This window comes from Ruegeria sp. F11, assembly GCF_056533855.1.
This window is the reverse complement of record NZ_JBQFOW010000004.1, coordinates 103,498-129,008: the sequence shown is the minus strand read 5'-3', so window position 1 is coordinate 129,008 and position 25,511 is coordinate 103,498. Positions and strand designations below refer to the sequence as shown.

At 57.9% G+C, this 25,511-nt stretch carries 22 protein-coding genes and 2 pseudogenes; 12 read left to right on the top strand and 12 right to left on the bottom strand.

Going from position 1 to position 25,511, the window contains the following annotated elements; all coding sequences use genetic code 11:
- On the bottom strand, positions 1–768 hold the full coding sequence (locus ACR0NJ_RS06780) for an IclR family transcriptional regulator (protein WP_480816368.1): 768 nt from the start codon (positions 766–768) through the stop codon (positions 1–3).
- A complete protein-coding gene (locus ACR0NJ_RS06775) occupies positions 765–3,098 on the bottom strand; it encodes a molybdopterin-dependent oxidoreductase (protein ID WP_480816367.1) in 2,334 nt (777 codons plus the stop codon). The genes ACR0NJ_RS06780 and ACR0NJ_RS06775 overlap by 4 nt, the downstream gene beginning before the upstream one ends.
- Before the next feature lie 92 nt (positions 3,099–3,190).
- On the opposite strand from ACR0NJ_RS06775, the gene metC reads away from it, so the two are divergent.
- Positions 3,191–4,366: a cystathionine beta-lyase gene (metC, locus tag ACR0NJ_RS06770; protein WP_480816366.1), complete on the top strand. Its 1,176-nt coding sequence runs from the start codon at positions 3,191–3,193 to the stop codon at positions 4,364–4,366.
- A gap of 9 nt (positions 4,367–4,375) precedes the next feature.
- Positions 4,376–5,011, top strand: coding sequence for a VOC family protein (locus tag ACR0NJ_RS06765; protein ID WP_480816365.1), 636 nt, complete (start codon positions 4,376–4,378; stop codon positions 5,009–5,011).
- Between the two features lie 148 nt (positions 5,012–5,159).
- Here ACR0NJ_RS06765 and ACR0NJ_RS06760 read toward each other — a convergent pair whose 3' ends face one another.
- The 3 genes from ACR0NJ_RS06760 to ACR0NJ_RS06750 all read right to left on the bottom strand — a co-directional run bounded on the left by ACR0NJ_RS06760 (position 5,160) and on the right by ACR0NJ_RS06750 (position 8,424).
- Positions 5,160–6,227, bottom strand: a complete 1,068-nt coding sequence (locus ACR0NJ_RS06760) for an amino acid ABC transporter permease (RefSeq protein WP_480816364.1) — start codon at positions 6,225–6,227, stop codon at positions 5,160–5,162.
- A gap of 1 nt (position 6,228) precedes the next feature.
- Complete coding sequence (locus tag ACR0NJ_RS06755; RefSeq protein ID WP_480816363.1) at positions 6,229–7,362, bottom strand: ABC transporter permease subunit; 1,134 nt, start codon at positions 7,360–7,362, stop codon at positions 6,229–6,231.
- A gap of 72 nt (positions 7,363–7,434) precedes the next feature.
- The gene (locus tag ACR0NJ_RS06750) at positions 7,435–8,424 is read right to left on the bottom strand and encodes a transporter substrate-binding domain-containing protein (RefSeq protein WP_480816362.1); all 990 of its coding nucleotides are present in this window, start codon (positions 8,422–8,424) and stop codon (positions 7,435–7,437) included.
- 653 nt (positions 8,425–9,077) lie between these two features.
- Here ACR0NJ_RS06750 and ACR0NJ_RS06745 point away from each other — a divergent pair.
- Positions 9,078–9,304 (top strand): annotated as a pseudogene (locus ACR0NJ_RS06745) (transposase); the annotation flags it as partial.
- Positions 9,305–9,375: 71 nt separating this feature from the next.
- Here the strand turns inward: ACR0NJ_RS06745 and ACR0NJ_RS06740 are convergent.
- On the bottom strand, positions 9,376–10,290 hold the full coding sequence (locus ACR0NJ_RS06740) for a LysR family transcriptional regulator (RefSeq protein ID WP_480816361.1): 915 nt from the start codon (positions 10,288–10,290) through the stop codon (positions 9,376–9,378).
- A 93-nt stretch (positions 10,291–10,383) separates the two neighbouring features.
- Between ACR0NJ_RS06740 and ACR0NJ_RS06735 the strand changes: the two genes are divergently transcribed.
- From ACR0NJ_RS06735 to ACR0NJ_RS06715, 5 genes are read left to right on the top strand one after another with little or no spacing between them, the layout of a single operon-like run.
- A complete protein-coding gene (locus ACR0NJ_RS06735) occupies positions 10,384–11,460 on the top strand; it encodes an ABC transporter ATP-binding protein (protein ID WP_480816360.1) in 1,077 nt (358 codons plus the stop codon).
- A 17-nt stretch (positions 11,461–11,477) separates the two neighbouring features.
- Positions 11,478–12,785 (top strand): ABC transporter substrate-binding protein, encoded by a 1,308-nt coding sequence (locus tag ACR0NJ_RS06730; protein ID WP_480816359.1) that lies wholly within the window; start codon positions 11,478–11,480, stop codon positions 12,783–12,785.
- Positions 12,786–12,840: 55 nt separating this feature from the next.
- Positions 12,841–13,725, top strand: coding sequence for a carbohydrate ABC transporter permease (locus ACR0NJ_RS06725; RefSeq protein ID WP_480816358.1), 885 nt, complete (start codon positions 12,841–12,843; stop codon positions 13,723–13,725).
- 3 nt (positions 13,726–13,728) lie between these two features.
- Positions 13,729–14,559 carry a carbohydrate ABC transporter permease gene (locus ACR0NJ_RS06720; protein ID WP_480816357.1) on the top strand — a complete coding sequence of 277 codons (831 nt, stop codon included), beginning with the start codon at positions 13,729–13,731 and terminating at the stop codon, positions 14,557–14,559.
- Positions 14,560–14,572: 13 nt separating this feature from the next.
- Entirely contained in the window at positions 14,573–16,096 is a 1,524-nt protein-coding gene (locus tag ACR0NJ_RS06715) for a sulfatase (RefSeq protein WP_480816356.1), read from the top strand.
- Positions 16,097–16,113: 17 nt separating this feature from the next.
- Here ACR0NJ_RS06715 and ACR0NJ_RS06710 read toward each other — a convergent pair whose 3' ends face one another.
- The 6 genes and pseudogenes from ACR0NJ_RS06710 to ACR0NJ_RS06685 form a co-directional block, all read right to left on the bottom strand.
- Positions 16,114–17,373 (bottom strand): TRAP transporter large permease, encoded by a 1,260-nt coding sequence (locus tag ACR0NJ_RS06710; RefSeq protein ID WP_480816355.1) that lies wholly within the window; start codon positions 17,371–17,373, stop codon positions 16,114–16,116.
- Positions 17,370–17,900 carry a TRAP transporter small permease gene (locus tag ACR0NJ_RS06705; RefSeq protein WP_480816354.1) on the bottom strand — a complete coding sequence of 177 codons (531 nt, stop codon included), beginning with the start codon at positions 17,898–17,900 and terminating at the stop codon, positions 17,370–17,372. The genes ACR0NJ_RS06710 and ACR0NJ_RS06705 overlap by 4 nt, the downstream gene beginning before the upstream one ends.
- 63 nt (positions 17,901–17,963) lie before the next feature.
- Positions 17,964–18,937 (bottom strand): annotated as a pseudogene (locus ACR0NJ_RS06700) (TRAP transporter substrate-binding protein).
- Positions 18,938–18,965: 28 nt separating this feature from the next.
- Positions 18,966–19,703, bottom strand: coding sequence for an alpha/beta fold hydrolase (locus ACR0NJ_RS06695; RefSeq protein WP_480816353.1), 738 nt, complete (start codon positions 19,701–19,703; stop codon positions 18,966–18,968).
- 16 nt (positions 19,704–19,719) lie between these two features.
- Positions 19,720–20,262, bottom strand: coding sequence for a 3-hydroxyanthranilate 3,4-dioxygenase (locus ACR0NJ_RS06690; protein WP_480816352.1), 543 nt, complete (start codon positions 20,260–20,262; stop codon positions 19,720–19,722).
- A gap of 88 nt (positions 20,263–20,350) precedes the next feature.
- Positions 20,351–21,304, bottom strand: coding sequence for a dihydrodipicolinate synthase family protein (locus ACR0NJ_RS06685; RefSeq protein WP_480816351.1), 954 nt, complete (start codon positions 21,302–21,304; stop codon positions 20,351–20,353).
- Between the two features lie 143 nt (positions 21,305–21,447).
- Here ACR0NJ_RS06685 and ACR0NJ_RS06680 point away from each other — a divergent pair, with 143 nt between their 5' ends.
- The 4 genes from ACR0NJ_RS06680 to ACR0NJ_RS06665 all read left to right on the top strand — a co-directional run bounded on the left by ACR0NJ_RS06680 (position 21,448) and on the right by ACR0NJ_RS06665 (position 24,972).
- The gene (locus ACR0NJ_RS06680) at positions 21,448–22,224 is read left to right on the top strand and encodes an aspartate dehydrogenase (RefSeq protein WP_480816350.1); all 777 of its coding nucleotides are present in this window, start codon (positions 21,448–21,450) and stop codon (positions 22,222–22,224) included.
- Positions 22,221–23,171, top strand: a complete 951-nt coding sequence (locus ACR0NJ_RS06675) for a LysR substrate-binding domain-containing protein (RefSeq protein ID WP_480816349.1) — start codon at positions 22,221–22,223, stop codon at positions 23,169–23,171. The genes ACR0NJ_RS06680 and ACR0NJ_RS06675 overlap by 4 nt, the downstream gene beginning before the upstream one ends.
- A gap of 109 nt (positions 23,172–23,280) precedes the next feature.
- A complete protein-coding gene (locus tag ACR0NJ_RS06670) occupies positions 23,281–24,711 on the top strand; it encodes an NAD-dependent succinate-semialdehyde dehydrogenase (RefSeq protein ID WP_480816348.1) in 1,431 nt (476 codons plus the stop codon).
- A 24-nt stretch (positions 24,712–24,735) separates the two neighbouring features.
- A complete protein-coding gene (locus ACR0NJ_RS06665; protein WP_480816347.1) occupies positions 24,736–24,972 on the top strand; it encodes a DUF2798 domain-containing protein in 237 nt (78 codons plus the stop codon).
- Positions 24,973–25,511 lie beyond the last annotated feature (539 nt).

Genomic DNA, 25,511 nt, shown 5'->3' with positions numbered 1-25,511 from the left:
TCAGAGTTGGCGCAGTTTCTGGGTCACGCCTTCTGCGGCGTGATGCACCAACATCCCTAACCGGTCCTCGCCGCCGTCGCTCATGTTTATATCAGGCAGTGAGATGCCAAGCGCGGCGATTGCTTCGCCGTCGGGCAACAGGATGGGGGCTCCGAAGCTCAGGATGCGGTCGCGGAACTCTCCGCGGTCAAACGCATAACCGCGTTTTAGCGTTTCCTGCATGTCCTCGGCGACTTGCTCCAGTGTCGTCATGGTTTTGTCTGTATACCGCGCCAACTGGCCGTCGAGCTTGTCGCGCAATTGATCAAAATTTCTCGACAGAATGGCCTTGCCCGTTCCTACGCAATGAATTGGGGCGCTGCCACCGACGGGATTCCAGGACCTGATCGGCTTCAGGCTTTCAACCTTGTCTATATAGATGACACTTAATCCTTCCGGCACCGCCAGATAAATGGCCTCACCGGTTTCCTGACTCAGATAGGCCATCTCAGGCGCTGCGGCAGCTCGCAGGTTGAGGTTTTCGACCGAACTGCGCCCGACCTGCCATGTCTTCAGCGTGGCCGCATAAGTCTTGTCATCAAGGTGTTTCACATACCCAAGCGTGATCAGGGTCTGCAACAGCCGAAACGTGTTCGATTTCGTCAATTCCAGTTCGCGCGACAGCTCGGTCACTCCTTTGCTGCCTTGATGCGCGGCGAGATTCTCCAGAATCGCAAGGCCTTTGGATAGGGTCGAATCCACCTTTGGAGCTTTGGGTACTTCACTCACTGTTCGTCCTTTCTGCGCAGTCTGTTCTGTATAGCAGAACGGGAAACGGCTTCAAATGATGGTTGATCATGAACCGTCAGGTCAGGCACTTCCCCTTCGAAACGGCGTATGTCCACCATGGTCGAATGTGACGCCGGGCTTTGGGTCAGGCTTGATGTACGCAGATCATGAGTCAGGGCATTGGGATTGCCGTGCCTATCCCGTTCCTGGGGGGCATCATAGTCTGGGTCGTACCAGGCACCGGTCCACAGGAAGACGCAGCCTTTCAGAATGTCAGGCGTCACGCGGGCCCCGGCCAGACACCGCCCGCGATCGCTAAGAAGCTCCACGACATCGCCATCCGCGATCCCTTTGGCCGCTGCGTCGTCCGGGTGGATCAGAACTGGTTCCCGCCCCTGCACTTTGTGGCTGAGGCTATAGTCGCCATTGTCCAGTTGCGAATGCAAACGCGTGCCTGGTTGACCTGAAAGCAGATAAAACGGCCGTGTGCCTGCTGCGGCATCGCGCGGCTCAAACCATGTCGGATGGCCGGGGCAATCGCCCAACTGAAACCCCGATATCTGATCCGAGAAAATTTCAATGCGCCCGCTTGGCGTCGGCAATGGATGGGCGTCGGGGTCCTGGCGGAACTCTGCCATGAACACCTGAGCCGGAGACGGATCGCGCAATTCGACTATGTCGCCCTGAATGAAGGTATCCCAGTCAGGTAAGCTTTCACCGCTTGCCAACGCCGCGTCTTGCGTTTGGGTCCAAATCCGACGCAACCAGCCGTCGCAGTCCAACCCGTCCGAGAACAGCTCGGCATTGCCCATCCGCCTGGCAAGTTCGGTGTAGATGTCAAATTCGACCCGCGCCTCTGCGCGCGGTTCGGCGCTGGCGGGCATCGGGACCAGAGCGTTGTCTGACTTGCCCCCACCAAAATCCGTCCGTTCTTGCGGGGCTGCAACAGGCAGAACGATATCGGCGTGACGCGCCGTCGCGGTCCAGTTCAATTCGTTCACGATGATGGTTTCCGGGCGCTGAAAGGCCGCGTGCAGGCGCCGCAGGTCCTGATGATGGTGGAACGGATTCCCTCCGGCCCACCAGATCAGGCGAATATCCGGGAAAATCCGATCCTCGCCCTTGTAGGTGTAGCTGCCGCCGGGGTGGAGAAGCATGTCCGATATCATTGCCACCGGGATGAAGTCAGACACCGGGTTTTTGCCTTGCGGCAATGTCCCCCAGCGGAACGGACGCTCGATATTGCCGATATTGGCGTTCACACCGTAGCCGATCGTGTAACCGCCACCGGGCAACCCGATTTGCCCAAGCATCGCCGCCAGCGTGACCGTCATCCACAACGGCTGCTCGCCATAGTCGGCCCGCTGAAGTGCAGCGGCGCAGGTGATCATTGTACGGCCTGCCGCCATTTCCCGCGCCAGCGAAACGATGCGATCCGCAGGAACGCCCGAGACCGACGCCGCCCACCGGGCGGATTTGGCGATCCCATCGGAATCGCCCAGAAGGTAGGCGGCAAACTTGTTAAATCCGACCGTATACCGGTCAAGGAATTCCGCGTCGTGCAGGCCTTCTGTCAGCAGCGTGTGCGCCAGCCCCATCATAACGGCGGTATCGGTGCCGGGCTTGGGCGGCACCCACTCTGCCCCGATCCCGGCATCGGCATCCGTTTTCAACGGGCTGAAGTTTACGAATTTCACGCCGGATGCAGCGCAGGCTTTCAGGTTGTCCACCATTCTGTGGCGCGCCACGCCGCCATCGCTGACCTGTGTGTTGCGTGTGGCCATACCGCCAAACATCACCACCAGATCAGAGTGTTTGGCAATCACCGGCCATCGGGTGGCCTGCGCAACATGCGCTCTGAACGGGCCAGCAATATAAGGCATCAGCACAAGGGCCGCGTTGTAGCTGTAATTGCCCTCAGAGCGAACAAAACCGCCCTGCCCGTTCAGGAAACGCTTGAGCTGGCTTTGGGCATGGTGAAAGCGCCCCGCGCTTGACCAGCCATAGGACCCGGCAAAAATCGCCTGATTGCCATGCGCGCTGCGCACCCGGGTCAGGTCGGTGGCAATCAGATCCAGCGCATCGTCCCAACTGAACTCGACAAAGCTGTCGCGTCCTCGCACCCCCTTCCCGTCCAGCCAGCCGCGACGAACCGCGGGGCGCAGAACGCGCGCTTTGCCATTCAGACTTGAAGCGATATTGCGGTTGATCTCAGAGGGATTCGGATCATCCGGGTGCGCATGCACCGCCACCAGTTTGCCATTTCTGGTTTCAGAGATACCCGCACCCCAGTGGTTCCCTGTCAGGGTCCGGGAGGTTTCTTCGGTCACGTTGCTGTTCCGATATAATAAACTGTCTTTCTGAATATTGACACAAAATTGGCAGGCTGTCATCATTCCGAACGGCTTCAGAGGGCGCAAAAGTGCAGGACACCCCATTCAGTTTAGCAGACTGCCTGGTGCAGGATGGTCGACCCGATCGCGAAGAGGGCCGGCACGTGAATATGCCAATCGAGCTTGGCTCAACAATGGTGTTTGACACCTTTGAAGCGTTCGATGCCGCCCGCGACGCCCGATACGAGAGCGGTACGCTCTATTATGGGCGCTACGGAAACGCGGCAACGCACAAGCTGGAGCTGATGCTGGCAAAGCTTGAGGGTGCGGAGGCGATCACTCTGACCTCTTCGGGCGTGGCGGCCATCACAACCGCACTGATGGCCCTGACCCGGCCCGGTGGCCATGTTCTGGTCGCCGACAACGTATATGGCAATACACGGGCCTTTTGCGACGGGTTGCTGACACAACAGGGGGTAATGGTCGAATACTTCGATCCTCTGATTGGCAGCAAGATCGGCGATCTGATTCGTTCGGAAACAGCGGCAATCATGTTTGAAAGCCCAGGTTCGGGAACGTTCGAGATGCCCGATATCCGGGGCATTGCGGCGGCCGCAAAATCGGCAAATGTGCCGACCATCCTCGACAACACATGGGGGACGCCTGTTTTCAGCCAACCCCTGTCCTGGGGTGTCGACATTGTGGTGTATTCCGGCAGCAAATACATCTCGGGCCATTCGGATTGCATGCTGGGCATCACTGCAAGCAACGCGGCATATGCGCAGGTTATTCGAAAAGCGGTTATGCAGATCGGTGACAAAACCGGTGGCCAGGAGATACTGCTGGCTCTGCGTGGCCTCAGAACCCTGAAGCTGCGGATGGAGTATTTCGACAAGGCCGGGCGCGAGATGGCGCTTTGGTTTGCTGCGCAGCCGCAGGTCAAAACTGTTCTGCACCCCGCGCTGCCCTCCTGCCCGGGCCACGAGAACTGGGCGCGTAACTTTACCGGGGCAGCGGGTCTGTTCGGCGTCATCTTCCACACAACCAGCGAAAGCGCCGTTCACGCCTTTGTTGATGCACTGCACCATTTCGGAATTGGCGTCAGCTGGGGAGGATACGAAAGCCTTGCCTTGCCCGTCACGCCCGTGCGCACGGCAACAGACTGGTCGGAAACCGGCCAGTTTGTCCGCTTTAATATCGGCTTGGAGGACCTTGAGAGCCTGAAATCGGACCTCGCCCGGGCGCTTCCTTTGCTTGACGAATAGGGAACCAGAATGCTCAATAAAATTGACCATTTCGCGATTGGGGCGGACACACTTGAACAAGGCGTCGCAGCGATGAAGCAGGCCCTGGGCGTTGACGTGCCTCACGGCTCAAAACACGACGCCATGGGTACGCATAACTGTGTCATGCAAGCCGGGAATGACAGCTTTTTTGAACTGATCGCAATCGACCCCACGGCCCCTGATCCGGACCGGGTCCGGTGGTTTACTCTGGACGATCCCGTCACACAGACCCGCCTGAAAAACCGCCCGCGTGCTTTGTGCTGGGTTGTGAATACCGACGATCTGGACGGCGTTATTGCTGCAAGCCCTGTCGATCTGGGCGAGGTCGTCAATTTCCAGCGCGGCGATCGAACCTGGCGTCTGACCGTTCCCAAAGACGGGCATCTGCCGGAAAACGGGCTGCTTCCGGCGTTCATTGAATGGTCTCCGGGTCCGCACCCGTCCACGGGGCAGCAGAATCTGGGTGTCACCTTAGCCAAAGTTCAGGTTCAGACACCGAATGTTGACCGCCTGAAGGACCTGTTTGCGAAATTGCAGATCTCGCATCTGGCCGACATATCCGAGGGTCCGGCCGCGCTGTCATTTGTTCTGGATAGCCCAAACGGGACTGTAACGCTGGATTAAACGGGGGGCCGCATGACGGTCCCTTCGGTCGACCTGAGCTAAAAGCCGGGTGGTCGGGTATCCAATACGATCACTCATGTCATGCGCGACACCGCCTCTGCTGGCGGCGCGGTTGCTTTCGCAGGGGCCCCCAGAGAAGTTGGTGAGATTACCGTTCTGCGACTTTCATGCGCCGTTTGAGGTATTCACCATACTGGCCAAGCCCGAACAGGAAGACCCAGTAGATTGCCGCGACAAAGGCCAGAACCTCGATGTAATAGGGTGCCCATTCGCCCGTGCCGAAGGCCGCATTGGCCGAGGCGAGGATATCGAAGAACCCGATGATGATGACGATGGCGGTTTCCTTGAAGGTCACAACTACATTGTTGACCGTCGCTGGCAGCGCATGGCGGAAAACCTGCGGCAGCACGATACGTCCGAGGATTTGCCAATAGGTCAGACCCAGCGCTTTGCCGGCCTCGAACTGGCCCTTGGGGATGGCCTGAAACCCGCCGCGCAGAACCTCGGCCTGATAGCAGGCGAAGAACAGACCAAACGCAATGATCACCCGCCAGATCTTGTCCCCTTCCAGCCAGCTGGGCAGCAGGATCGGAATCACAACAGCCGCGGTGAACAGGGTTGTCAACAGCGGCAAAGACCGGATCAGGTCGATCACCAGCGAGGCAAAGCCACGCACCACCGGCATTTCCGAGCGGCGCATCAATGCCAGACCCAGCCCCATCGGCATCCCGATCAGCACTACGCTGGAAAACAGGAACAGCGTCAGCGCCAGCCCGCCCCACTGGTCGGTCGTGACCTGCGGCAGCCCCAGCAGGCTTCCTTCCATCAGAAGGTAGTAGATGGCGAAACCGGCGATCCAGATGGTCGACAGACGCTTGGCAGTCCATGTCCACGGAAAACAGGAAATCACTACGGTGCCTATGATCGACAGGCATGCCAGCGTGGATCGCCAGTGTTCTTCATAAGGGTAAAGGCCGAACAGGATCAGACGGTGTCGTGCGTCGATAACGGACCAGCAGGCTCCGCCATGGCCACATTGCTCTACGTCATCAGCACTCCACACCGCGTTGAGGATACCCCAGTTCAACGCCTGCCAGATCAACCATGCGAGACCGGCAAAGACAACAACGGTGATAACCGAGTCCATCGGCGTGGCAAAAGACCGGCGGCGGAAATGCTGCCAGTCGAATTTCCCAGAGAGGACTGCGTCAGCCATATCAATGCGCCTTCAGTTTGAGGCTTTCGTTCAGCCAGTTGACCAATTGAGCAATCGAGAAGTTGACCAGTAGAAACGCGCCCATAAGGATGGCGATCAGCTCCAGCGTCTGCCCGGATTGCGTAATCGAGGTTGAGACGATGTAGAACAGGTCCGAAAACCCGATGGCGACGCCGATGGTTGTGGCTTTCATGATGAAAATCCACTGGTTGCCAAGCGGCGGAATGATCGTTCGCAGTGCCATCGGCATCTTGATCCGCGCCCAGATCGCGCGCCGGGTCAGCCCAAGCGCCTCGCCAGCCTCGATCAGTCCCTTGGGCACTTCGGCAAGGCCACCGCGCACAACCTCGGCAATATAGGCCGAGCCATAGAGCGTGATGGCAATGATCATGACCAGCAGTTCAGGAGAAATGGTCAGACCACCGAAAAAGCGCAGACCTTTGAGTTCAGGCCACGAGATCGCGCCCTCACCCGCGGGAACCGACAGGCCGGTTGCGATCAGTACCATGAAGAACCCCAGACCGACCAGGGCAAGCGCAATCTTGAAAACGCTGATTTTCATCCGCGCCATGAAGAACGCCGCAGCGATCATGGCCAGCACCATAATAAGCGCAACAGTCAGCGACACGTTCAGCAACGGGATCATCAGCCCGCGATTGGAAAGAAAGATCGCCTCACCCAATGACATCGCCTGTCTGGGTCCCGGCAGGTGGATCACGATGGCGTACCAGAAGATGCCCTGAAGGATCAGCGGAATGTTCCGAAACGTCTGGATATAGACGGTGGCTGCGGTTTTCAGCGCCGGGTTGCGCGCGTCACGGAACGTCCCGATAAGAAAGCCGAAAACAGTGGACAGCACGATGGTTAGGAAACCCAGAAAAACCGTGTTCATGAACCCGATCGTCAGGGTCCGGGCATAGCTGTCGTTGATATCCCGGTCGATCAGCGAGAAAGAGTAGGACCAGCCGGTAGACCGCTCGAGGAACCCAAAGCCGCTGGCAAGACCCAAAGCACTCAGGTTGACCCTGGCACTTTGGATGGCACCGATAACGATCAGCGCGGAAAAAACGATCAGCGCGCTTTGGATGATCAATTTGCGCCTGTTGGCGCGCGCCTTCAACTCGGATGCGTCCATGGCTTTTAATCTTCTGATTTTGGGGAGAATGCGGAGCCGCAATACCACGCGGCCCCGCGTCTAAGTTAGCTCTTAGTCAAGCTGGGGAGCGTACAGAACACCGCCGTGGCTCCAGAGGTTGTTCAAACCGCGTTCCAGTTTGTACGGGCTGTTGTCGCCCAGATTGCGGTGGTAAATCTCACCATAGTTGCCCATAGCCGCGATCATCTCTTTCGCCCATGTGTCGCGCAGACCCAGACGTTCACCCATGCCCGGTTCGGCGCCCAGCAGACGTGCGATTTTCGGGTTGGGCGGGTTGGCCGCCATGTCTTCCACATTCTCGGACGTGATACCCTCTTCTTCGGCAATCAGAAGCGCGGCCAGCATCCAGTTGGTGAAATCGACAAAGCCCTCATCCCCCTGACGCATTGCAGCCGAGATCGGTTCGTTCGACAGTTGGTCGTTCAGGATGACATGCGCTTCCGGGTTTTCCATTTCAGTGGCACGCAGAACGGCCAGGAACGGGCCCCATGCCACAAAGCTGTCACACCGGTTGGCCAGATAGGCGGCACGCAGTTCGGATGCCTTTTCATAGCTGACCATGGTGTGTTCGACGGCAATGCTTTGCAGATAGTTCGCGGCAATCCGTTCAATGGTGGTACCTGCCTCGACGCAGATGGTGCCGCCTTCCAGATCTTTCGCTTCGGTGATGCCCAGGTCGCCATGCGCCATGAACTGTGCGCCTCCGAAGAAGTAGGGGATCGAAAACTGCAGACCCAGTTCGGTGTCGCGGCCCATGGTCCAGCCGGTCGCCTTGATGATGACATCGACATCGCCCGATTGCAGCGCCGGGAACCGCTGCGCCCAGCTCAGCGGTACGATCTGGGCTTTGCTCGGATCGCCGAGCAGCGCGGTGGTCATCGCGCGGCAGAGATCGATATCCAGCCCCTTCCACTCGTTCTTGTCGTTCACTTCGACAAAACCGAAATACGACCCGTTATGGCCCGAGCACAACATGGTGCCACGCTCCTGGATTGCCTTGATCGTAGGGCTTTCCGCCAGTGCCAGGTCAGGAAGCGCCATCCCTGCCACCACAGCCAAACCTGCCGCCAAACCTTTGATTTGCATTTTTCCAACTCCACTGTTGTTCTGTATTTCAGCACATTTGTATTGATATAGAGAATGTATAACTTGACCCAACGAGTCAATAGTTTCGAACCTGAGACTCATGTTTTGTCGAAACGGGTCGGGCGAACTTGCTCAGACTTTGAGCAATCGACAGGGGCATTGAGGTGCCGGCTTTCTTGTCCGCGGTTTTCCCGAGCCGAGGGTCGGTAGGAGAATTTCGTATTTCGAATGCCCGCTTAGTGTGTAGGAGATACCGATTTACTTGAGGCGAATGAGAAAACAGACTGGAGCTGTGACGCTGGCAGTAGGTTCAGATTGACGGGACAACCAGTTCCGGCATTTGCTTCGCGCCAAGATTCTGCCCGTTTCACCAATCCGCGGAACTGGCTTCTTAGCCCATCAGTCCGGTGTGTTTTCTTCCGCCACCTAAGACTTTGCGGCAGAACCCGGCCAGCGCATACCCAGTCAGAACTGCATGTCAGACCAGTTGACGCTGCGCATCCATGACAAACACTGCAAGCCGATAAAACCCGTGGGCCATTTTGGGTTGGGCGTCAGTAGAAAGAATGTCAGGACCGACCCGAGATGGATGGCGAGCAGGGCTGGTACATGACGCCGACTGGTTTCAAGATGCAGTGAAAGAAAAAGGGATCGGCTTATGCTTCCCGACCGAAAGCAGCGCAAGACGCGGGTCAACTTCGACAAGCCAAGATACAAGCGGTGAAACCACATCGAGATCATGTTTGGCTGGCTTAAGGATTGGAGGCATTTGGCGACATGTTTCGACAGATGCCCAAAGGTTTTTCTCTCGGCAATCGCTGTCGCGGCAACCGTCAACGACTGTTTGCGAAGCCTGACCCTAACATTCATGCTGGACCACCAAGGTCGGGCGGGTCACATCCGCAGCTACTTATCCGCGCAGCAAGAACGCGCGCGTGAGATCAAGTCCCTGATTGGTGGCAGTTCCAATATACTTGATCGGACGGCATATCCGCTGATGACACGTCCAGGCCTTTTGGAGAAATGCAGTTTGACCAAGCCGTTTCTCGAAAGCTCCTGGTCAAGCGCATCAACGGCGAAGACGACATGGTCGCTGGCGCGGGCAACGGCCATCATCGCCGTGAGCGACATGATCCGGAGCGAGAATTGCCGCGAGAGGACAGCCATGCGCTGCGCCCAGTTTTGAACGTTTCCCTCAAGTTGGTCGTCACTGGAAAAACCGATCCAGGGATAGTCGGCCAACAGCTCAGCTTGGGGTGTGCCCGCCGAAAGCAAAGGATGCCCCTGCCTTACAAAGACTTGCAGCTCCATTTCAAGTAGGGGTTCGCAGTGAACGCCTGGTCCGTCGAAATCCTCGGACAAAACGCCGAAGTAAATGTCAAAGTGACCGTCGATCATCCGCGGCACCAGATAGTCCCCTGACCCTGTAGCAATATCCAGACGGATTTGTGGATGATCGGCGCAGAAGCCCGGTAGAATCTCGGGCAGCAGCTTCACGTTCCAGACTGGCCCTGACCCGATGCGCAGCTCGACATCCGCCAGCGAGGCCGTGTTCTGGATTTCGGAGTTCGCAAAATCAACTTCGCGGGTCAGCCATCGGGTGCGTTTACGCAGTGCATCAGCAGTTGGCATTGGGCGCAGGCCCTGCGGCGTTCGGTCGAAGAGTTGCACGCCGAAATCCGCCTCGAGCTGCGCAATGCTCTTGGACACGGCTGATTGAGTGATGCCAATCGCCTCGGCGGCAGCAGTGGTGCTGGCTGTGTCGTAGACGGCAGCAAAGACGCGCAGCTTGCGCGGCAGGAGGTCAGGTGTATTCCTCATATTCATCCCCTGCTGAATTTTATGAATTTGATTCTAGCTGCGAGACAGGGGACAAAACAAGATGGGAAGACCAACAACGTCAGGACCAACCCAGTGAATTCGGTGGAATTCAGAAGTATCGAGAAACGTTATGGCGCGGTCGAAGTGATCTCGGACCTGTCGCTGGCGATCCGCGATGGTGAGTTCATCGTGCTACTAGGCCCGTCAGGCTGCGGGAAGTCAACGTTGCTGCGGATGATTGCCGGGCTCGAAGAAATCTCGGGCGGCGACATCTTGATCGGCGGTGCAGTGGTCAACGATATCCCGGCGCGGGACCGGGATGTGGCGATGGTATTTCAGAACTATGCTCTCTACCCGCATATGAGTGTGGCCGAGAATATGGGCTTTGCCCTGAAGATGCGCGACACCGACGCGGCCGAGATTGCGCGGCGCGTGGATGAGGCCGCAGAAATTCTGGGGCTGCAAGATCTGCTCGCGCGAAAACCCCGGGCATTGTCTGGCGGTCAGCGGCAACGCGTGGCGATGGGGCGCGCGATTGTGCGTGATCCCAAAGTCTTTCTGTTCGATGAGCCGCTGTCAAACCTCGATGCCAAACTGCGCGCCAGGATGCGGGTGGAGATCGAGCAATTGCACCGCCGCCTGGGTGCGACCTCGGTCTTTGTCACGCATGATCAGGTTGAGGCGATGACGATGGCGGACCGGATCGTGTTGATGAATGACGGCATAATCCAGCAGGTCGGCAAACCGACGGACCTGTATGACCGACCCGAGAACTTGTTTGTGGCCGAATTCATCGGTGCGCCACAGATGAACCTTGTGCCAGGCCTGTTGGTGCAAACGCCTGAAGGTCTGATGCTGCAACCTGAACATGGCGGTCAGGTTGCGCTTGGCCCGTTGGACGCGCCGACCCGGGACCCCGTGATTTGCGGGTTCCGCCCCGAGCATCTGGATATTGCGCCCGGTGGCGACGGATCTGAGACCGTCGTGGCGACCGAGTCGCTGGGGCATCAGACGATCATTCATTGTGATGGGGCTTTGGGGCGGGTGGCCGCCTTGATCGACCGCGCGCAAGACGCGGCGCTGACACTGGATACACCCGTCACCATTACGCCCCGACCGGGGCAATTCCATCTGTTCAGCGCCAAGACAGGACAGCGCCTGAACGGCTGACAGCGGAGGAGATGACAATGCTGAAGACACTAAGAAACACGGCTGCCGCCGCGCTTCTGACCGGGCTGCCCGCAGGGGCATGGGCCGAGGCCGACATCCAGATGATTATCAACCAGTCACCTTGGTACCCCGGCTTTGAAGCCACGGTCGAAGCTTATGAAGAAGCCTCCGGCAATACGGTAAATATCGAAGCGGTGCCGTTCCCGGTGCTGCTGGAAAAATCCCGCAACTCGGTTCGTGCGGATGACGGTATCTATGATCTGCTGACCATCAACGCGCTCGGCATAATCGAAATGTACGAGGGTGGGTTCCTTGAGGCGGTCTCGGATATCGACCCCGATTACAAGCTGCGTGACGATATCTCGGATTTCGGTGGCTCTGTTTATTGGGACGAGGCCAACAAATCAATTGGCAGCGGCAAGCTGATGGCCCTGCCCATGGCTGGGGTGATCCAACTGCTCTATTACCGCGCCGACCTCTATGAGGAAGCCGGGCTGGAGGTTCCGACCACATGGGCAGACCTGATGGCCAATGCCAAGGCGCTGCACAATCCGCCCGAGCGCGTTGGGTTCACCGTGCGTGGTTCACGTCAGAATGTGGGTTGGAACGCGATGCCCTATATCTACAGCCACGGCGGAACAATCTTTGCTGACGAAGCCGGTGGCGATTACTCGGTCACCTTCAACAGCCCCGAGGCGCTGGCCGCGCTGGAAACCTTTCTGAGTTTTGCGCATGACGTGGGCCCCGACGATCCGGGCGCGACCGGTCAGGCCGAGATGATACAGTTCATGGCCACCGGACGTTCCGCCCATACGATCATGGTCAACGCGGCCTGGGCAGGGTTGGAGGACCCGGCCAAATCCATCGTTGCGGGCAAGGTCGGCGTGGCCGAGATTCCATCAATCGAAGGCGGCGATAACTATAGTTCTACCGGCCATTTCATTGGCGGTATTCCCAAGAATATTCCCGATGACAAGAAACAGGCCGCGCTTGCGTTCATGAAGTGGCTCAACACGCCCGAAGGGCAGCGCGCGATGATCGAGAACGGCTCGGTTCCGGTCTCCATCGGGTTGGGGGCCGCAGATTTCGATGACCCCGAGAAGTACCGGTTCCTGGACGCCACTGCGCAGAACGCGGGCAACGCGCTGTTCTACGCGGCAGTGCCCGAACGGAACGAGATCAACTCGATCATCGACCTGCATCTGAACCTTGCGGTGATCGGCGACATGACGGCAGCCGAGGCACTGAACAAAGCCGCAGCGGAAATCCACGCCGTGATGGAGCGGGAAGGCTACGCCACCGGCAAGCTACCGGACCTGCAATAAGCTGCGCGGCCCCGGCGCGCGCGTGCCGGGGTCATCCCCTTGAAGGACGGATCAAATGATCGGCGACCGAAGCTGGAAACTGCTGTCTCTGGGCCCGTTGGCAACCTTGCTGGTGGTGTTTACCATGCTGCCGATCCTGCAGATCGTCTGGATGGTGTTTCATCAGCTTGAGTGGGTCGATGGCGAGGCCGTGACCACCTTTGTTGGCCTCGACAATATTCGCCGGTTTCAGGCCGATCTGTTCTATTGGCCCGGCCTGTGGAACACGCTGTATTTCGCCTTTTTCGCTGTGGTGATCCAGTTTGCCATCGGCTTGTCGCTGGCGCTTGCGGTGTCGGGGATGAAGGGCTGGGTGCGGGTCGCGGCGATCTTTGTGATGCTGCTGCCGGTTGTGACGCCGCCCATCGTAATCGGCGCGGTCTGGAACCTGCTTTACAACGCCGATTTCGGGGCGATCAACCTGGCGCTGACCACGCTGGGGCTGCCGAAACAGAACTGGCTGGCCAGCCAATCGGCGGCGCTCTGGGCGGTGATCATCGTCGACATTTGGCATTGGACACCTTTTGTGTTCCTGCTGATGCTGACCGGGCGCGAGGGCTTGCCGGAAGAGGTCTACGAGGCCGCCGAACTGGACGCCCGCAGCCGCTGGCAGGTGCTGCGCTATATCACGCTGCCGCTGATGATGCCGGTTATCATTTCAACCCTGATCCTGCGCATGATCCTGTCTTTCAAGGTGTTTGATGAAATTTACCTGCTGACATCCGGCGGGCCGGGCACCTCGACCGAGGTGGTCAGCCTGTCGATCCAGCGCGCCTATTTCACGCAGGACGATATCGGGCTGGGCTCGGTCATGTCGCTGTTCACGCTGGTCGTCGTTGCATCGCTGGCGCTGGTGACGCTGTGGCTACAGCGTCGTTTCGTGCAAAAGACCGAGGGTTGAGCCATGCCGCAATCGCACCGATCCTCTGGCCTGCCCGCACTCGCCCTTGTGGTGATCTACGGAATTCTGGTGCTGATCCCGTTCGTCTGGATCGTCACCATTGCGTTCAAAACGCAGATCTCGATCCTGTTGGGGCAGGTTGTCTTTACCCCGGTCTGGACCAATTTCGATGAATTGCTGTTTGGAAAATCCTCGCAATATCTGACGAGCCTGAAGAACTCGATCATCGTGTCGGTGATCTCGACCGCCCTTGTGCTGGCGATCTCGACCATGGCGGTGTTCACACTGTTCCGTCTGAAGGTCGGGCGCTGGGTGCGGTTTGCCCTGTTCACCTGGGCGATGATCTTTCACATCCTGCCGCCCATCACCTTTATCGGCATCTGGTTCGTGCAGCTTCTGTCCGTGGGCCTGCTGGACACGCTGACCGGGCTGATCCTGGCTGAAACCGTGCTGCACCTGCCGCTGGCGCTGTGGCTGATGTTCAGCTTCATCCACGAAGTACCCGAGGAACTGCTGGAATCCGGTCGTCTGGACGGGTGTCGCGATGCGGACCTGTTCCGCCAGATCGTTCTGCCGCTGTTGCGCCCGGCGATGATTGCGGCCGGGGTGCTGGTGTTCATTTTCATCTGGAACGATTTCATCGTCGCCGTGAACCTGACCTCAAGCGCAACGCAAACCATCCCGGTCACCATCTCAAGCTATGCGCAGGAATATGACATCCGGTTTGGCGAAATGGCGGCGGGTTCAGTCCTTTCAGTCATTCCGGCGCTGGTCTTTGTTCTGGTCGGTCAGAAATACATCATCCGCGGCCTGCTGTCCGGCAGTCTGAAATAACAGTGAGGGTCCAATGAAAGTTCTCTTTGTCCTGTTCGACAGTCTGAACCGCAATGCGCTGGGGGCCTATGGCGGCACCCGCATGGCCACGCCTAATTTCGACCGCTTCGCGGCAAAATCGGTGCGGTTTGACAATCACTATGTCGGCTCGATGCCCTGCATGCCCGCACGCCGCGACCTGCACACCGGGCGGCTGAACTTCATGCATCGCAGTTGGGGACCGCTAGAGCCTTTTGACAATTCCATGATCCGCGAGCTGAAATCCTCGGGCATCTGGACGCATATGATCACCGATCATGCCCATTACTGGATGGAGGGCGGGGCTACCTATCACACGCAATACTCCAGTTTCGACTTCATCCGCGGGCAGGAAAAGGATCGCTGGAAAGCCATGGTGCAACCGCCGCTGGACCGCTGGCGCGAGATGTATCATCCGCAGCAGATCGACGGGATGGACGAAAAATACGTCCCCTACATGATCAGCCGTGCCCATCAGCCGACCGAGGCCGATATGCCACTGGCCAAATGCATGGCCTCGGCCTTCGAGTTTCTGGACACCAACGCCGACAAGGATGGCTGGTTCTGCCATCTGGAATGTTTCGACCCGCACGAACCCTTCTGGTCGCCCGAACGCTTTCAGGGACGGCGTGACAGCGGATACGAAGGCCCGATCCTCGACTGGCCGCGCTATGACAAGGTCAGCGAAAGCGCCGAAGAAATCGAAGAGCTGCGCAACAATTATGCCGGGCTTGTCGAGATGTGCGACGAGTATTTTGGGCGGCTGCTGGATCACATGGACCGGCACGACATGTGGAAGGATACGGTGGTGATCCTGACCACCGATCACGGGTTCCTGCTTGGGGAACACGAGTGGTGGGCCAAGAACATCACCCCTTATTACAACGAAATCGCCCATATCCCATTGATGATCTATCACCCCGACTACGCCGATCAGGGCGGCACTTCGCGTCAGGCGCTGACGCAGACCATGGACCTGATGCCAACCATCCTGTCACTGTTTGGGACCCCTGAGCCCGAGGGGGTTGAGGGCAAGGACCTGACACCCTTGTTGGCCGCAGACGGACCGGGGCACGAAGCTGTAGCCTATGGAATTTTCGGCGGGTCCGTTAACATCACCGACGGGCGATATACGTATTTCCGTTATCCCAATGACATCGCCGATCAGGAGATCTATGAATACACGCTGATGCCCACGCATCTGGAAGAGGCATTCTCGGTCGACAATCTGTCGCAGATGGATTTGTCCGCGCCAATGGATTTCGCGCAGGGGCTGCGGGTGATGAAAATCCCGGCCCGCAAGGCCGAAGACGGCGATATCGACGTGCCTTGCATGGGCACGCCGCGCGAAACGACAACGGTCCTCTATGACCTGCACGCCGACCCTGGCCAATACACCCCCATCGACGCGCCGGAGGTGGTGCAGAGGCTGGAAAACCACATGCGGCTCATCATGAGGAGAAATCAGGTACCAAAGGAGGCATTCAAACGGGTCGGGTTGCTGTCCAATGACCTTTGAACGTTCTGTTGCAAAGTTCAAATCAACAACGTTGTCAGATTTGGGAAGTAACTCAGCAAGACCAGAATGGCTGTCACGGCGATCAGAAACGGCCAGAGCGATCTCAGGATCGAACCTGGTGTGGTTCCGCTCATGGACGATGCGATGTAAAGGCCGATGCCCACCGGTGGGGTCAGAAGGCCCAGCACCAGGTTCAGGCACGCGACGACGCCGAATTGATAGGGGCTGATGTCATATGAACCGGTGGCAATTGGCAGCAGGATCGGTGTGATCAGGATGATCGCCGCGATCCCGTCGATGACCATTCCGACAAGCAAAAGTGCCAGATTAACGATCAGCAGGAACATGAACGGGTCAGCGGTGATCGACGTGATCAGGCCGGCGAGCTTTTGCGGCAGTTCCTCATAGATGATGACCCAGCCAAAAACGCTTGCGGCCGCGATCATGAAGAGAATCATCGAAGCATTTGCTGCCGTACGGACGAACATCTGGCCCAGTTTGCGCGGGTCGAGATCGCGATAGAACAGCCAGCCCACGAGAAAGGCGATGAGAGAGGCAATCGCGGCTGATTCCGTAGGAGTTGCGATGCCAAGCAGAATGCCACCGATGATCGCAACAGGCACCAGCATTGCTGGTAGAGCAGCCAGCAGCGCGCGACATGCGTCATCAAGGGACAACCACTCGCCTTTTGGAAATTGCTGGGACCAGCCGATCATTGTGATGACCAGGGCAAATGCCAGTGCCAGCAGCAGGCCCGGAATGATACCCGCGATGAACATTTCGCCGATGGGCACCTGAGCCAGAACGCCGAAAATCACGAACATCATCGATGGCGGGATGACCGGGGCTAGCAGCCCTCCGGCGGCGGTGGTCGCGGCGGCAAAGCCTTCGTCATAGCCTTCCGCCTTCATCTCGGGGACCGTAGCCCGCGACATCACCGCGATCTGCGCGGTGGCGGACCCGATGATGGCCGCCATGAACATATTCGCCAGCAAATTGATGTAAGCCAGACCGCCTCGGAACCCGCCTGCGAAGATGCGCGCCAAGGCGACCAGACGCCGGGTCATGCCGCCTTCGTTCATCAACTCGCCGGTGAGCATGAACAGCGGGATGGCCAGAAGCCCGTAATTCTCGAGCCCTCCGAACATCTTTTGCGCGAAGCTATCGAACAGAACGGTGTTGCCGCTTTCCCAGATGTACCAGATAGCCGTGATACCAAGAACGATCGCAACCGGAACAGACAGCAGCAGGGCGATGAGAAAGACGATTGCACTCATGCCGAATTCTCTGACGTGCGTGACAGCAGATGTGCGGTCGAATGGAGCGTTGAACCAACGGCAAAAAGCCACATGACCAGCCAGAACAGGTACTTTGGCAGACCCAGTGTCAGGGTGGGTTCTGCATAGATGAAGTTGAAGGTGTTGCCTTGAAATGTCGTCGTGTCGAACCCGGCTTGCGCAAGATCAAGTGGTAGAAACCAGCGCCAGCAAAACCACAGGATTGCGACCGAAAAGGCAAACACGATGAGATCCACAAACTTGCGGATCATGCGGCGCGCCGCAGGGGATGCGGCCTCTGAGATCAGCGTGATTGAGACGGCATCCCTGTGATGCAGAGCGGCAGATGCACCAAGGAAGGTCATCCACACCATCGCGTAGATCGCAAGCTCATCGACCCAGAACAACGCGTGCCCAATGTTCCGTGTGGCAACATTCAGCGAGATCAACACGGTGACGCAAGCGGCCAGGACGGCTGCGCCCACCAGCTCGATCCGTGCCCATGCAGCGGAAACCTTGTATAACATCTACACCCTCCCCATGAAGAAGGGCGCGGACGTGCCCGCGCCCCTCTCAATTCTGGTGCCACACTACTCGGTTTCTGCAGCTGTTGCCCGCAAAGCCTCGAGCGACGAAGTCTTTTCCGACCAGATGGCGTTCCATTCATCGATGGTGTCGCCAAAGAAAGACGCGTCGACCTGAGTGAAGGTCTTGCCGGTTCCGGCGATCTGTTCCAGCCATCCAGCTTCTTTGGCAACATAGCTTTCGATCGTGCTGTCGACATGCTTTGCCATAAGGTCACTGATCATCGCCCGATCTTCTTCCGAAAGCCCTGCCCAAACCTTGGCCGACACGATCCCGACCATGGGGAACATCATGTGATCCGACTGCACGATCGTATCGGCGTGGTCGTAGTATTTCAGCACCCAGATCAGCTCGGCATCCATGTCAATCGCATCGACCTGACCGTTGGCCAGCGCGTCGTAAACGGCAGGCAGGGGCATCGGCGTGGGCGCGGCTCCGACGCATTGTAAAAGTCGAGGATTGGTGTGAACGGGGTGATCCGCAGCTTCAGACCGGCAAGGTCATCGGCCGACGAAATTTCGCCCCGGCTTACAATCTGGCGCAAACCGGCCATACCATAGCCAACACCGACCACACCGACCTGTCCGGGAAGCGGCTCCAACATGGCTTTCGCAGTATCGGAACGCAGAATGCGCCCTGCATGAGCAATGTCATTGGCCAGGTAGGGCGCGTAAAAGGCACCAAGCTCGGGCGCGCGGTTCGAGACTTCGGCAACGGTCATAAACGCCATGTCCAGCGCGCCGGTCTGAAGCTGTTGCAGCATCTCGGCCTCATTGCCCAATTGCCGGGCTGGAAATACCGAGACGCTGTGCGCACCGCCCGAGGCTTCTGCCAACTCGGCCCCGAAGGCTTCGGCAGCTTTTGTCCAGATATGCGGTGGCGGAGTGATCAGCCCCAAACGGAACTCGTCGGCTTGCGCGGCAAGGCTTGAAGCCGCGACAAGAGCGGCTGAGGCGATGAATTTCGTGAAGTGTTTCATGACGTCTCCCTGTTCGTTTTGTGTCGCGTCAGTCGCGCGCGGCTTCGATGATTTTCTCGGCCAGCAGGCCGGGATTGGTAAAGCAGGCCTCATGTCCGCCCGGCATTTGCACCAAGCGGCACAAGCCAAGACGACCCGGGAAACGCGGCACCCAAGCAAAATCACCCGGAGGCATCGCGATATCTTCGGTGCAGTTGATGTAGGACTTTGGAATTTGCAGGTCGTAGAAGGACTTCAGCTCCAACTTGTCCGTCAGTGTACGGATCGGATGCGGCGTGGTCATCTCATAGGTTTTCTGAGCCAGATCCAGATCGGCGTCATTCATGAACGCCTCGCGCCAGACCGGGAATGGCAGCTTGACTGCCCCTTCGCCATAGGCACCCGAGGCGGCGATGCCGTCCATCATCTCTTTGTATGGCGGGGGGCTGACGTCTTCGACACTTTCCCCGTCCATCAGAACAAAGGCGTTCCAATAGACCAGACGCCGGATGCGGTCGGGCATCGCCTCGGCGAGTTTCGAGATGATCGAGCCGCCATAGGAATGCCCCAAAAGGACAAAATCCGAGAGGTCGTTTTCGTTGATGTAATCGACCGCTGATTGCACCGCCTCGGCATGGCCAATGGTGCGATCCACCTCGACACCCGGGGGCGCATTGCCTGCCAGCGTCGGGGTGTGAACGTCGTGGCCCGCGTCACGCAGTGGTTTCGCGACCTCTTCCCAAAGGCTGCCATCGTGCCAAGCACCGTGGATAAGAACAATTTTCATGATCATGCTCCTTTGTCTAAAGCTGCACCCAACCCTCGGGCGGCTCTTTTCCCGGATGGATCGCGCCGCAATTCGGGCAGGTGCGATCCTCTTCCGAGGCGTAGAATTTCTCGTAAACCGGCGGCAGGTCTTTCACGATGGACTGAAGTTGAAATTCCGCGCGATAGACCTTGTGATTGCAGTCAAAGCAGTACCATTCGATGGCGTCATGTTGGCCTTCTTGCCGCCTCGGCTCGATCACCAGCCCGACGGAACCCTCTTGCGGTCTTTGCGGTGAGTGCCGCACATGCGGTGGCAGCAGAAATATCTCGCCTTCGCGGATCGGGACGTCGTAAAACTCTTCACCGTCATAGAGCTTGAGCAGCATGTCGCCCTCAAGCTGGTAGAAGAATTCTTCAACCGGATCATCGTGATAGTCGGTGCGCTTGTTGGGACCACCCACAACCGTGACCATCAGGTCCGAGTCTTCAAAGATCATCTTGTTGCCGACCGGAGGCTTCAGCAGATGCCGGTGCTCGTCGATCCACGCCTTGAAGTTGAACGCCGCTAATCTGGACATAGGTCGTCTCCCCTTTTCAAAAAGTGTCTGCGACACGTGCCTTTGCCGCAAAGTAATTGTCGGCATGTAGATATCCGATTTGGCTATATCAGACCTTGAGCCCGCATTCGTTGAACCCATGGCGGATGATCTCTTTCTCTGCCTCGGTCAGTTCCAACATCGGCGCGCGGACGCGGCCCCCGGTCTGGCCCAAAAGCTCTTGCCAATACTTGCCGAACGCCGTCGGCTTGCCTGCTGGCTTGGTCCGTTTCATCGCATCGCGGACCGGGTTCAGGCTGTCGAATACGCGCCGCGCTTCATCGGCTTTGCCTTCAAAGGCCAGCCGCGTGTATTCGTTCATCCGCTGATCAGCCTTGGTCTGCAATTGATAGGGCGGCGACGAGCAAAGATAGAGCTTCCAGTCCAGTTCGAGAATATTGTCGAGCCACTCATGCTCGGCCGAGGTCGAGACGTGGATCTTGTCGCCGACCATATGCGTCAGGCGCACATACATCTCACGCGGGACAGAATATTTGATCGCGACGATATTGGGCAATTCCGCGATGCGGGCGCATTCCTCGGGCTGCATCAGATAGCCGCTATCGGGGTGGCTCCACATCGCGATGCCGATGTCCAACTCGTCGCAGAAACGCTTGTAGTAGTGATAGAGGACGTCTCCGCGATCCTGACAAAAGCTAAGCATGGGAGCATGAACCACCACATAATCTGCGCCACAGTCTTGGGCGTGGCGGCCAAGCTCCAGCGCGGTATTCATGTTCTGGTCCGAGATCGACATGATCGTGCCGGCCGTGCCTTTGCATTCATCGGCGGCGATGCTCATGTTGCGCTTGCGCTCTTCCAGGCTCATCGACCAGAACTCGCCCTGTTTGCCCGCCACGAACAGACCCTGAATGCCCAGATCATCGACCCAATGCCGGATGTTGGCGCGCAAACCTTCTTCGTCCAGCGACAGGTCATCCTTAAATGGATTCAGCGCCGCCGCCCAAATGCCGCGCATGTTCTCACGCGCATAGGCCTTTGCGTCGTGTTTGGTATATTTCATACGGACCGCTCCTTCCGATTTGATGCCAGAAAACCTGAATACATCTGCGCAGTCCAAACCGAAGGGGGTATATGGATATCGAAAAAACGGATATCAGACGCTTTGTAATTCCTCAGAACCTTATGATGGCCTAGTGTCGTCCCATGAAAGTTGGATTGATCGGCAAAGGCGCAATCGCGCGATATGTAGGGGATGCTCTTGCCTCGAACGGGCATCAGCTGGGTGCCGTCCTGCTGCGACCGGAAAAAGTGGCGGACGGTGCGGTCCCAGAGGTCGGATCGGTCGAGGCGCTTCCGCGCGACCTTGATCTGATGATCGACTGCGCGGGGCACGAGGCTCTGACGGCACACGGCCCGCAAATCCTGGCGCGGGGTCTCAGCATGATCACCGTTTCAATTGGGGCCCTGGCCAATCCGGAAACCGAGGCCACCTTGCGCGACGCGGCCAAGGCAGGAGGGTCGCAATTGCATCTGGCCAGCGGTGCCATCGGGGCGCTGGATTGTTTGGCTGCTGCGCGCATGGGCAGGTTGACATCTGTGACCTATACGGGCCGGAAACCCCCACAGGGATGGAAAGGGTCCCCGGCCGAGGGCAAGCTGGATTTGGACGGGCTGACCAAAGGCGCATATCTACATTTCGAAGGCAGCGCCCGTGCCGCCGCGCTGGAATATCCCAAGAACGCCAATGTCGCAGCGGCCGTTGCGCTTGCAGGCCTCGGATTTGATGACACAAAGGTTCGGCTGATTGCGGATGCAGAGGTCTCGCAGAACATTCACGAGGTCACCGCCCAAGGCGATTTCGGCCAGTTTCAGTTCCGGATCAGCGGAAATTCCCTGCCTGAAAATCCCCGCTCTTCTGCTTTGACTGCGATGAGCGTACTGAGCAAGCTTGACCAAATCTCAGCGGGTATTTCACTATGATTGACCGCCACGCCCGGATCGTTGACCGTGCGCTGACCCGGCTGAAGCTGCGGCAGTTGCGTCTGCTGGTGGCCGTTGGCACGCATGGCAACATCCAGAATGCGGCGCGGTCGTTGAGCATGTCGCAACCCGCCGCGACCAAGATGATCCAGGATTTGGAACTGGACTTTGAGGTCAAGCTGTTTGACCGCACCAACCGGGGCGTCGTACCAACAATCTTCGGTGAAACACTGATCCGTCACGGTAAGCTGATCTTTGCGCAGATTTCGAATGCCGCGCAGGAACTGGACGACCTGAGCGAAGGCAATGCCGGTCGGGTTGTCGTCGGCACATTGCTTGCGGCGTCAACCAGCCTGTTGCCCAAAGCCATCGAAATCCTTCTGGAAAAGCGTCCGAATGTGGCGATCAAGATCAGTGAAGGCACAAACGAGGTTCTGATGCCCGGCCTTCTGTCCGGTGAAATTGACATGGTTGTTGGACGCCTGCCTTCGCAAAGGCATCGCGATAAATTGCGCCAGGAGAAATTGTTTGAAGATCGTATTCTTGCTGTGGTTGGCCCGGATCATCCTTTGGCGCAGATAAGCGACGTAAGCTTTGCCCAGACGAAACCGTTCGGATGGATTTTACCGCCCTTGGAAACGACATTGAGGCGACAAGTCGATCAGTTCTTTGTCCGGCAGCAGCAATACGTACCAAAAGTCGCCATTGAAAGCGTCTCGTACCTGACCAACCGGGCGCTTTTGCAATCGCGCCATCTGATCGGTCTAATGCCCGCTGCTGTTGTCTCGCATGACGTTGCAGGCAACCATCTTGTTGAACTTGACTGGCAGGTGCCGTTTGGTCACGGCCCCATTGGCGTTTCACTTCGCGTCGGGGATGATCTGTCCCCCGCGGGGCGTGCTTTCAAATCGGCACTGCATGCGGCAGCCCAATCGCTGTCAGCGTAGCAACCAAAGCCTGATATTCCGCAATCCGATATCAGTATTCATCCAATTTCCTTGAGGCGAGCGCAGGTGACGGGTGATCTGGAGGCAATGTAATTGGAGGCGCGTACAGATGTATCCTGATCTGAATTTGTTCATTGGCGGGGAATGGCGGAAGGCGGAATCGGATATGCCAGTGATCAACCCGGCCACTGAGCAAGAGATCGGGCGCCTGCCCTGCGCCGGTCCGACCGATCTGGACGCCGCGCTGGAAGCTGCCGACAAAGGGTTCGAGATTTGGCGCAAAACCTCTCCGCGCGAACGGGCCGACACGATCCTGCGCGCCGCCGCCCTTATGCGGGAACGTCAGGACGAGATCGCGACCTCGATCACATTGGAGCATGGCAAGCCGCTGCCCCAAGCCCGGCTGGAGGTTATTCGCGGCGCCGAGTTTTTTGAATGGGACGCAGGCGAGGCCATGCGCACCTATGGCCGGATCATTCCGTCGGCGCGGGGACACAAATTTGCAGTGCATCACCAGCCCGTCGGTGTGGTTGCAGCGTTCTCGCCGTGGAACTTCCCCATGAGCCAGCCTGCACGCAAGATCGCGGGGGCGCTGGCCTCGGGCTGCTCGATCATCCTGAAGGCGGCAGAAGAGACCCCTGCAGGCGCAATCCATATTGTCAAAGCCTTCGAAGATGCCGGGCTGCCAGCGGGGGTATTGAACCTTGTCTTCGGAAACCCCGCCGACATCTCGGGCTACTTGATCCCGCAAAAACCCGTGCGCCTGGTCGCCTTCACAGGGTCCACGACCGTTGGTCGACATCTGACGACGATGGCCGCGCAAAACGATACGCGCGTGCTGATGGAATTGGGTGGACATGCGCCGGTCATCGTCTGCGAAGACACAGATGTGCAGTCCGCCGCCGTATCGAGCGCCGTTCGCAAGATGCGCAATGCGGGCCAAGTCTGCACATCACCGACCCGGTTCTTTGCCCACAAAAGCATCTTTGATGACTATGCCGCCGGTTTTGTTGAGCGCGCCAAGGCAACTGTCGTCGGAAACGGTATGGAAGCGGGCGTCGAAATGGGACCAACCGCAAACGAACGCCGCATCCCCGTGCTAACGTCGTTGGTCGAAGACGCCGTTGCGAAAGGCGCAACACTGGCCACCGGCGGCGCGCGGCATGGGGACAGCGGGTATTTCTTCCAGCCCACGGTTCTGCTGAACGTACCGCAAACTGCGCGGATCATGCAGGAAGAGCCGTTTGGCCCGGTCGCTGTGATAAACCCGGTCTCTTCGCTGGATGAGGCGATGGCACAAGCAAATTCGGTCCCCTACGGCCTCGCGGGCTATGCGTTTACCAACCGCGCCGATTACATTGACCGTCTGATCGACGAAGTTGAGGTTGGAAATCTCTCCATAAACACGCTCGAGGCGTCCATGCCCGAAACGCCGTTCGGCGGCGTCAAGTCCAGTGGTTATGGGCGTGAAGGTGGCACTGAAGGCCTCGACAACTACATGGACGTCAAAAACGTCTGGCACTCGGCGGCCATCGTTTAGGTGCAACGGTGTAAAGCAGGCGATATGGCACCCTTCATCCCCAAAAAGTTCGAGTCGCTTGCCTTTGGTTTCATCTTGTCCGGGATGATGTCCTGCATGGTTGCCGGACTGGCGACATATTCGAACATTGGATTCGTCGTCGATTTCTTCAGCAAGTGGTTTGCAGCGTGGCTGGCAGCTTGGGTATTCTCGTTTCCAATCGTGTTGATCGTCGCGCCCCTTGTGCGCAGGATTTTGAGGATTGTGGTCAAAGAAAATTAAGCGATGCACTGAACGGCGAGAACGGATCACAATTCTTGGTCCCCTGACTCACACAGCGACAGATTGGGTGGAACCCCCTAATATTCCGCGTTTTTTGCAAGAAGCGCCCATATTCGTTACAGACCTCGCGCGCCTCTTCGAAGGCGCGAGCGTTTTTCTTCAAGGCAATGGAAGTAGCTTTACCTCTCAGAGGAGTCGGCGCTTGCAGCTAAAAGCACTTTGTGAAGGCGCCGGAGGTTGGGCACCTGCGTCGAGGAACTTTCCGCCGGCGAGCTTTTTGAGATCGAACCCGGTCTGGTATCCGCTCGCTTTACTGATCTTGTCCAAAGCGCCACGCTGTTTCGGAACGTCAGTCAAGTTATTTCGTCAGAAGCCATGCTAGATGCGCTTTTGTCGGCATTCGACAAGAGAATGTTCTGAAGCTTTCTCTTTCACCAACGGACGTAAAGGTAAATACGGAAAGCAGGTGACCACGATTTCGATGTGCGGTTCTGGCCGCGGGGGTTGGCTGCCAAAGCTTCTTGAAACTTCTTGGTATT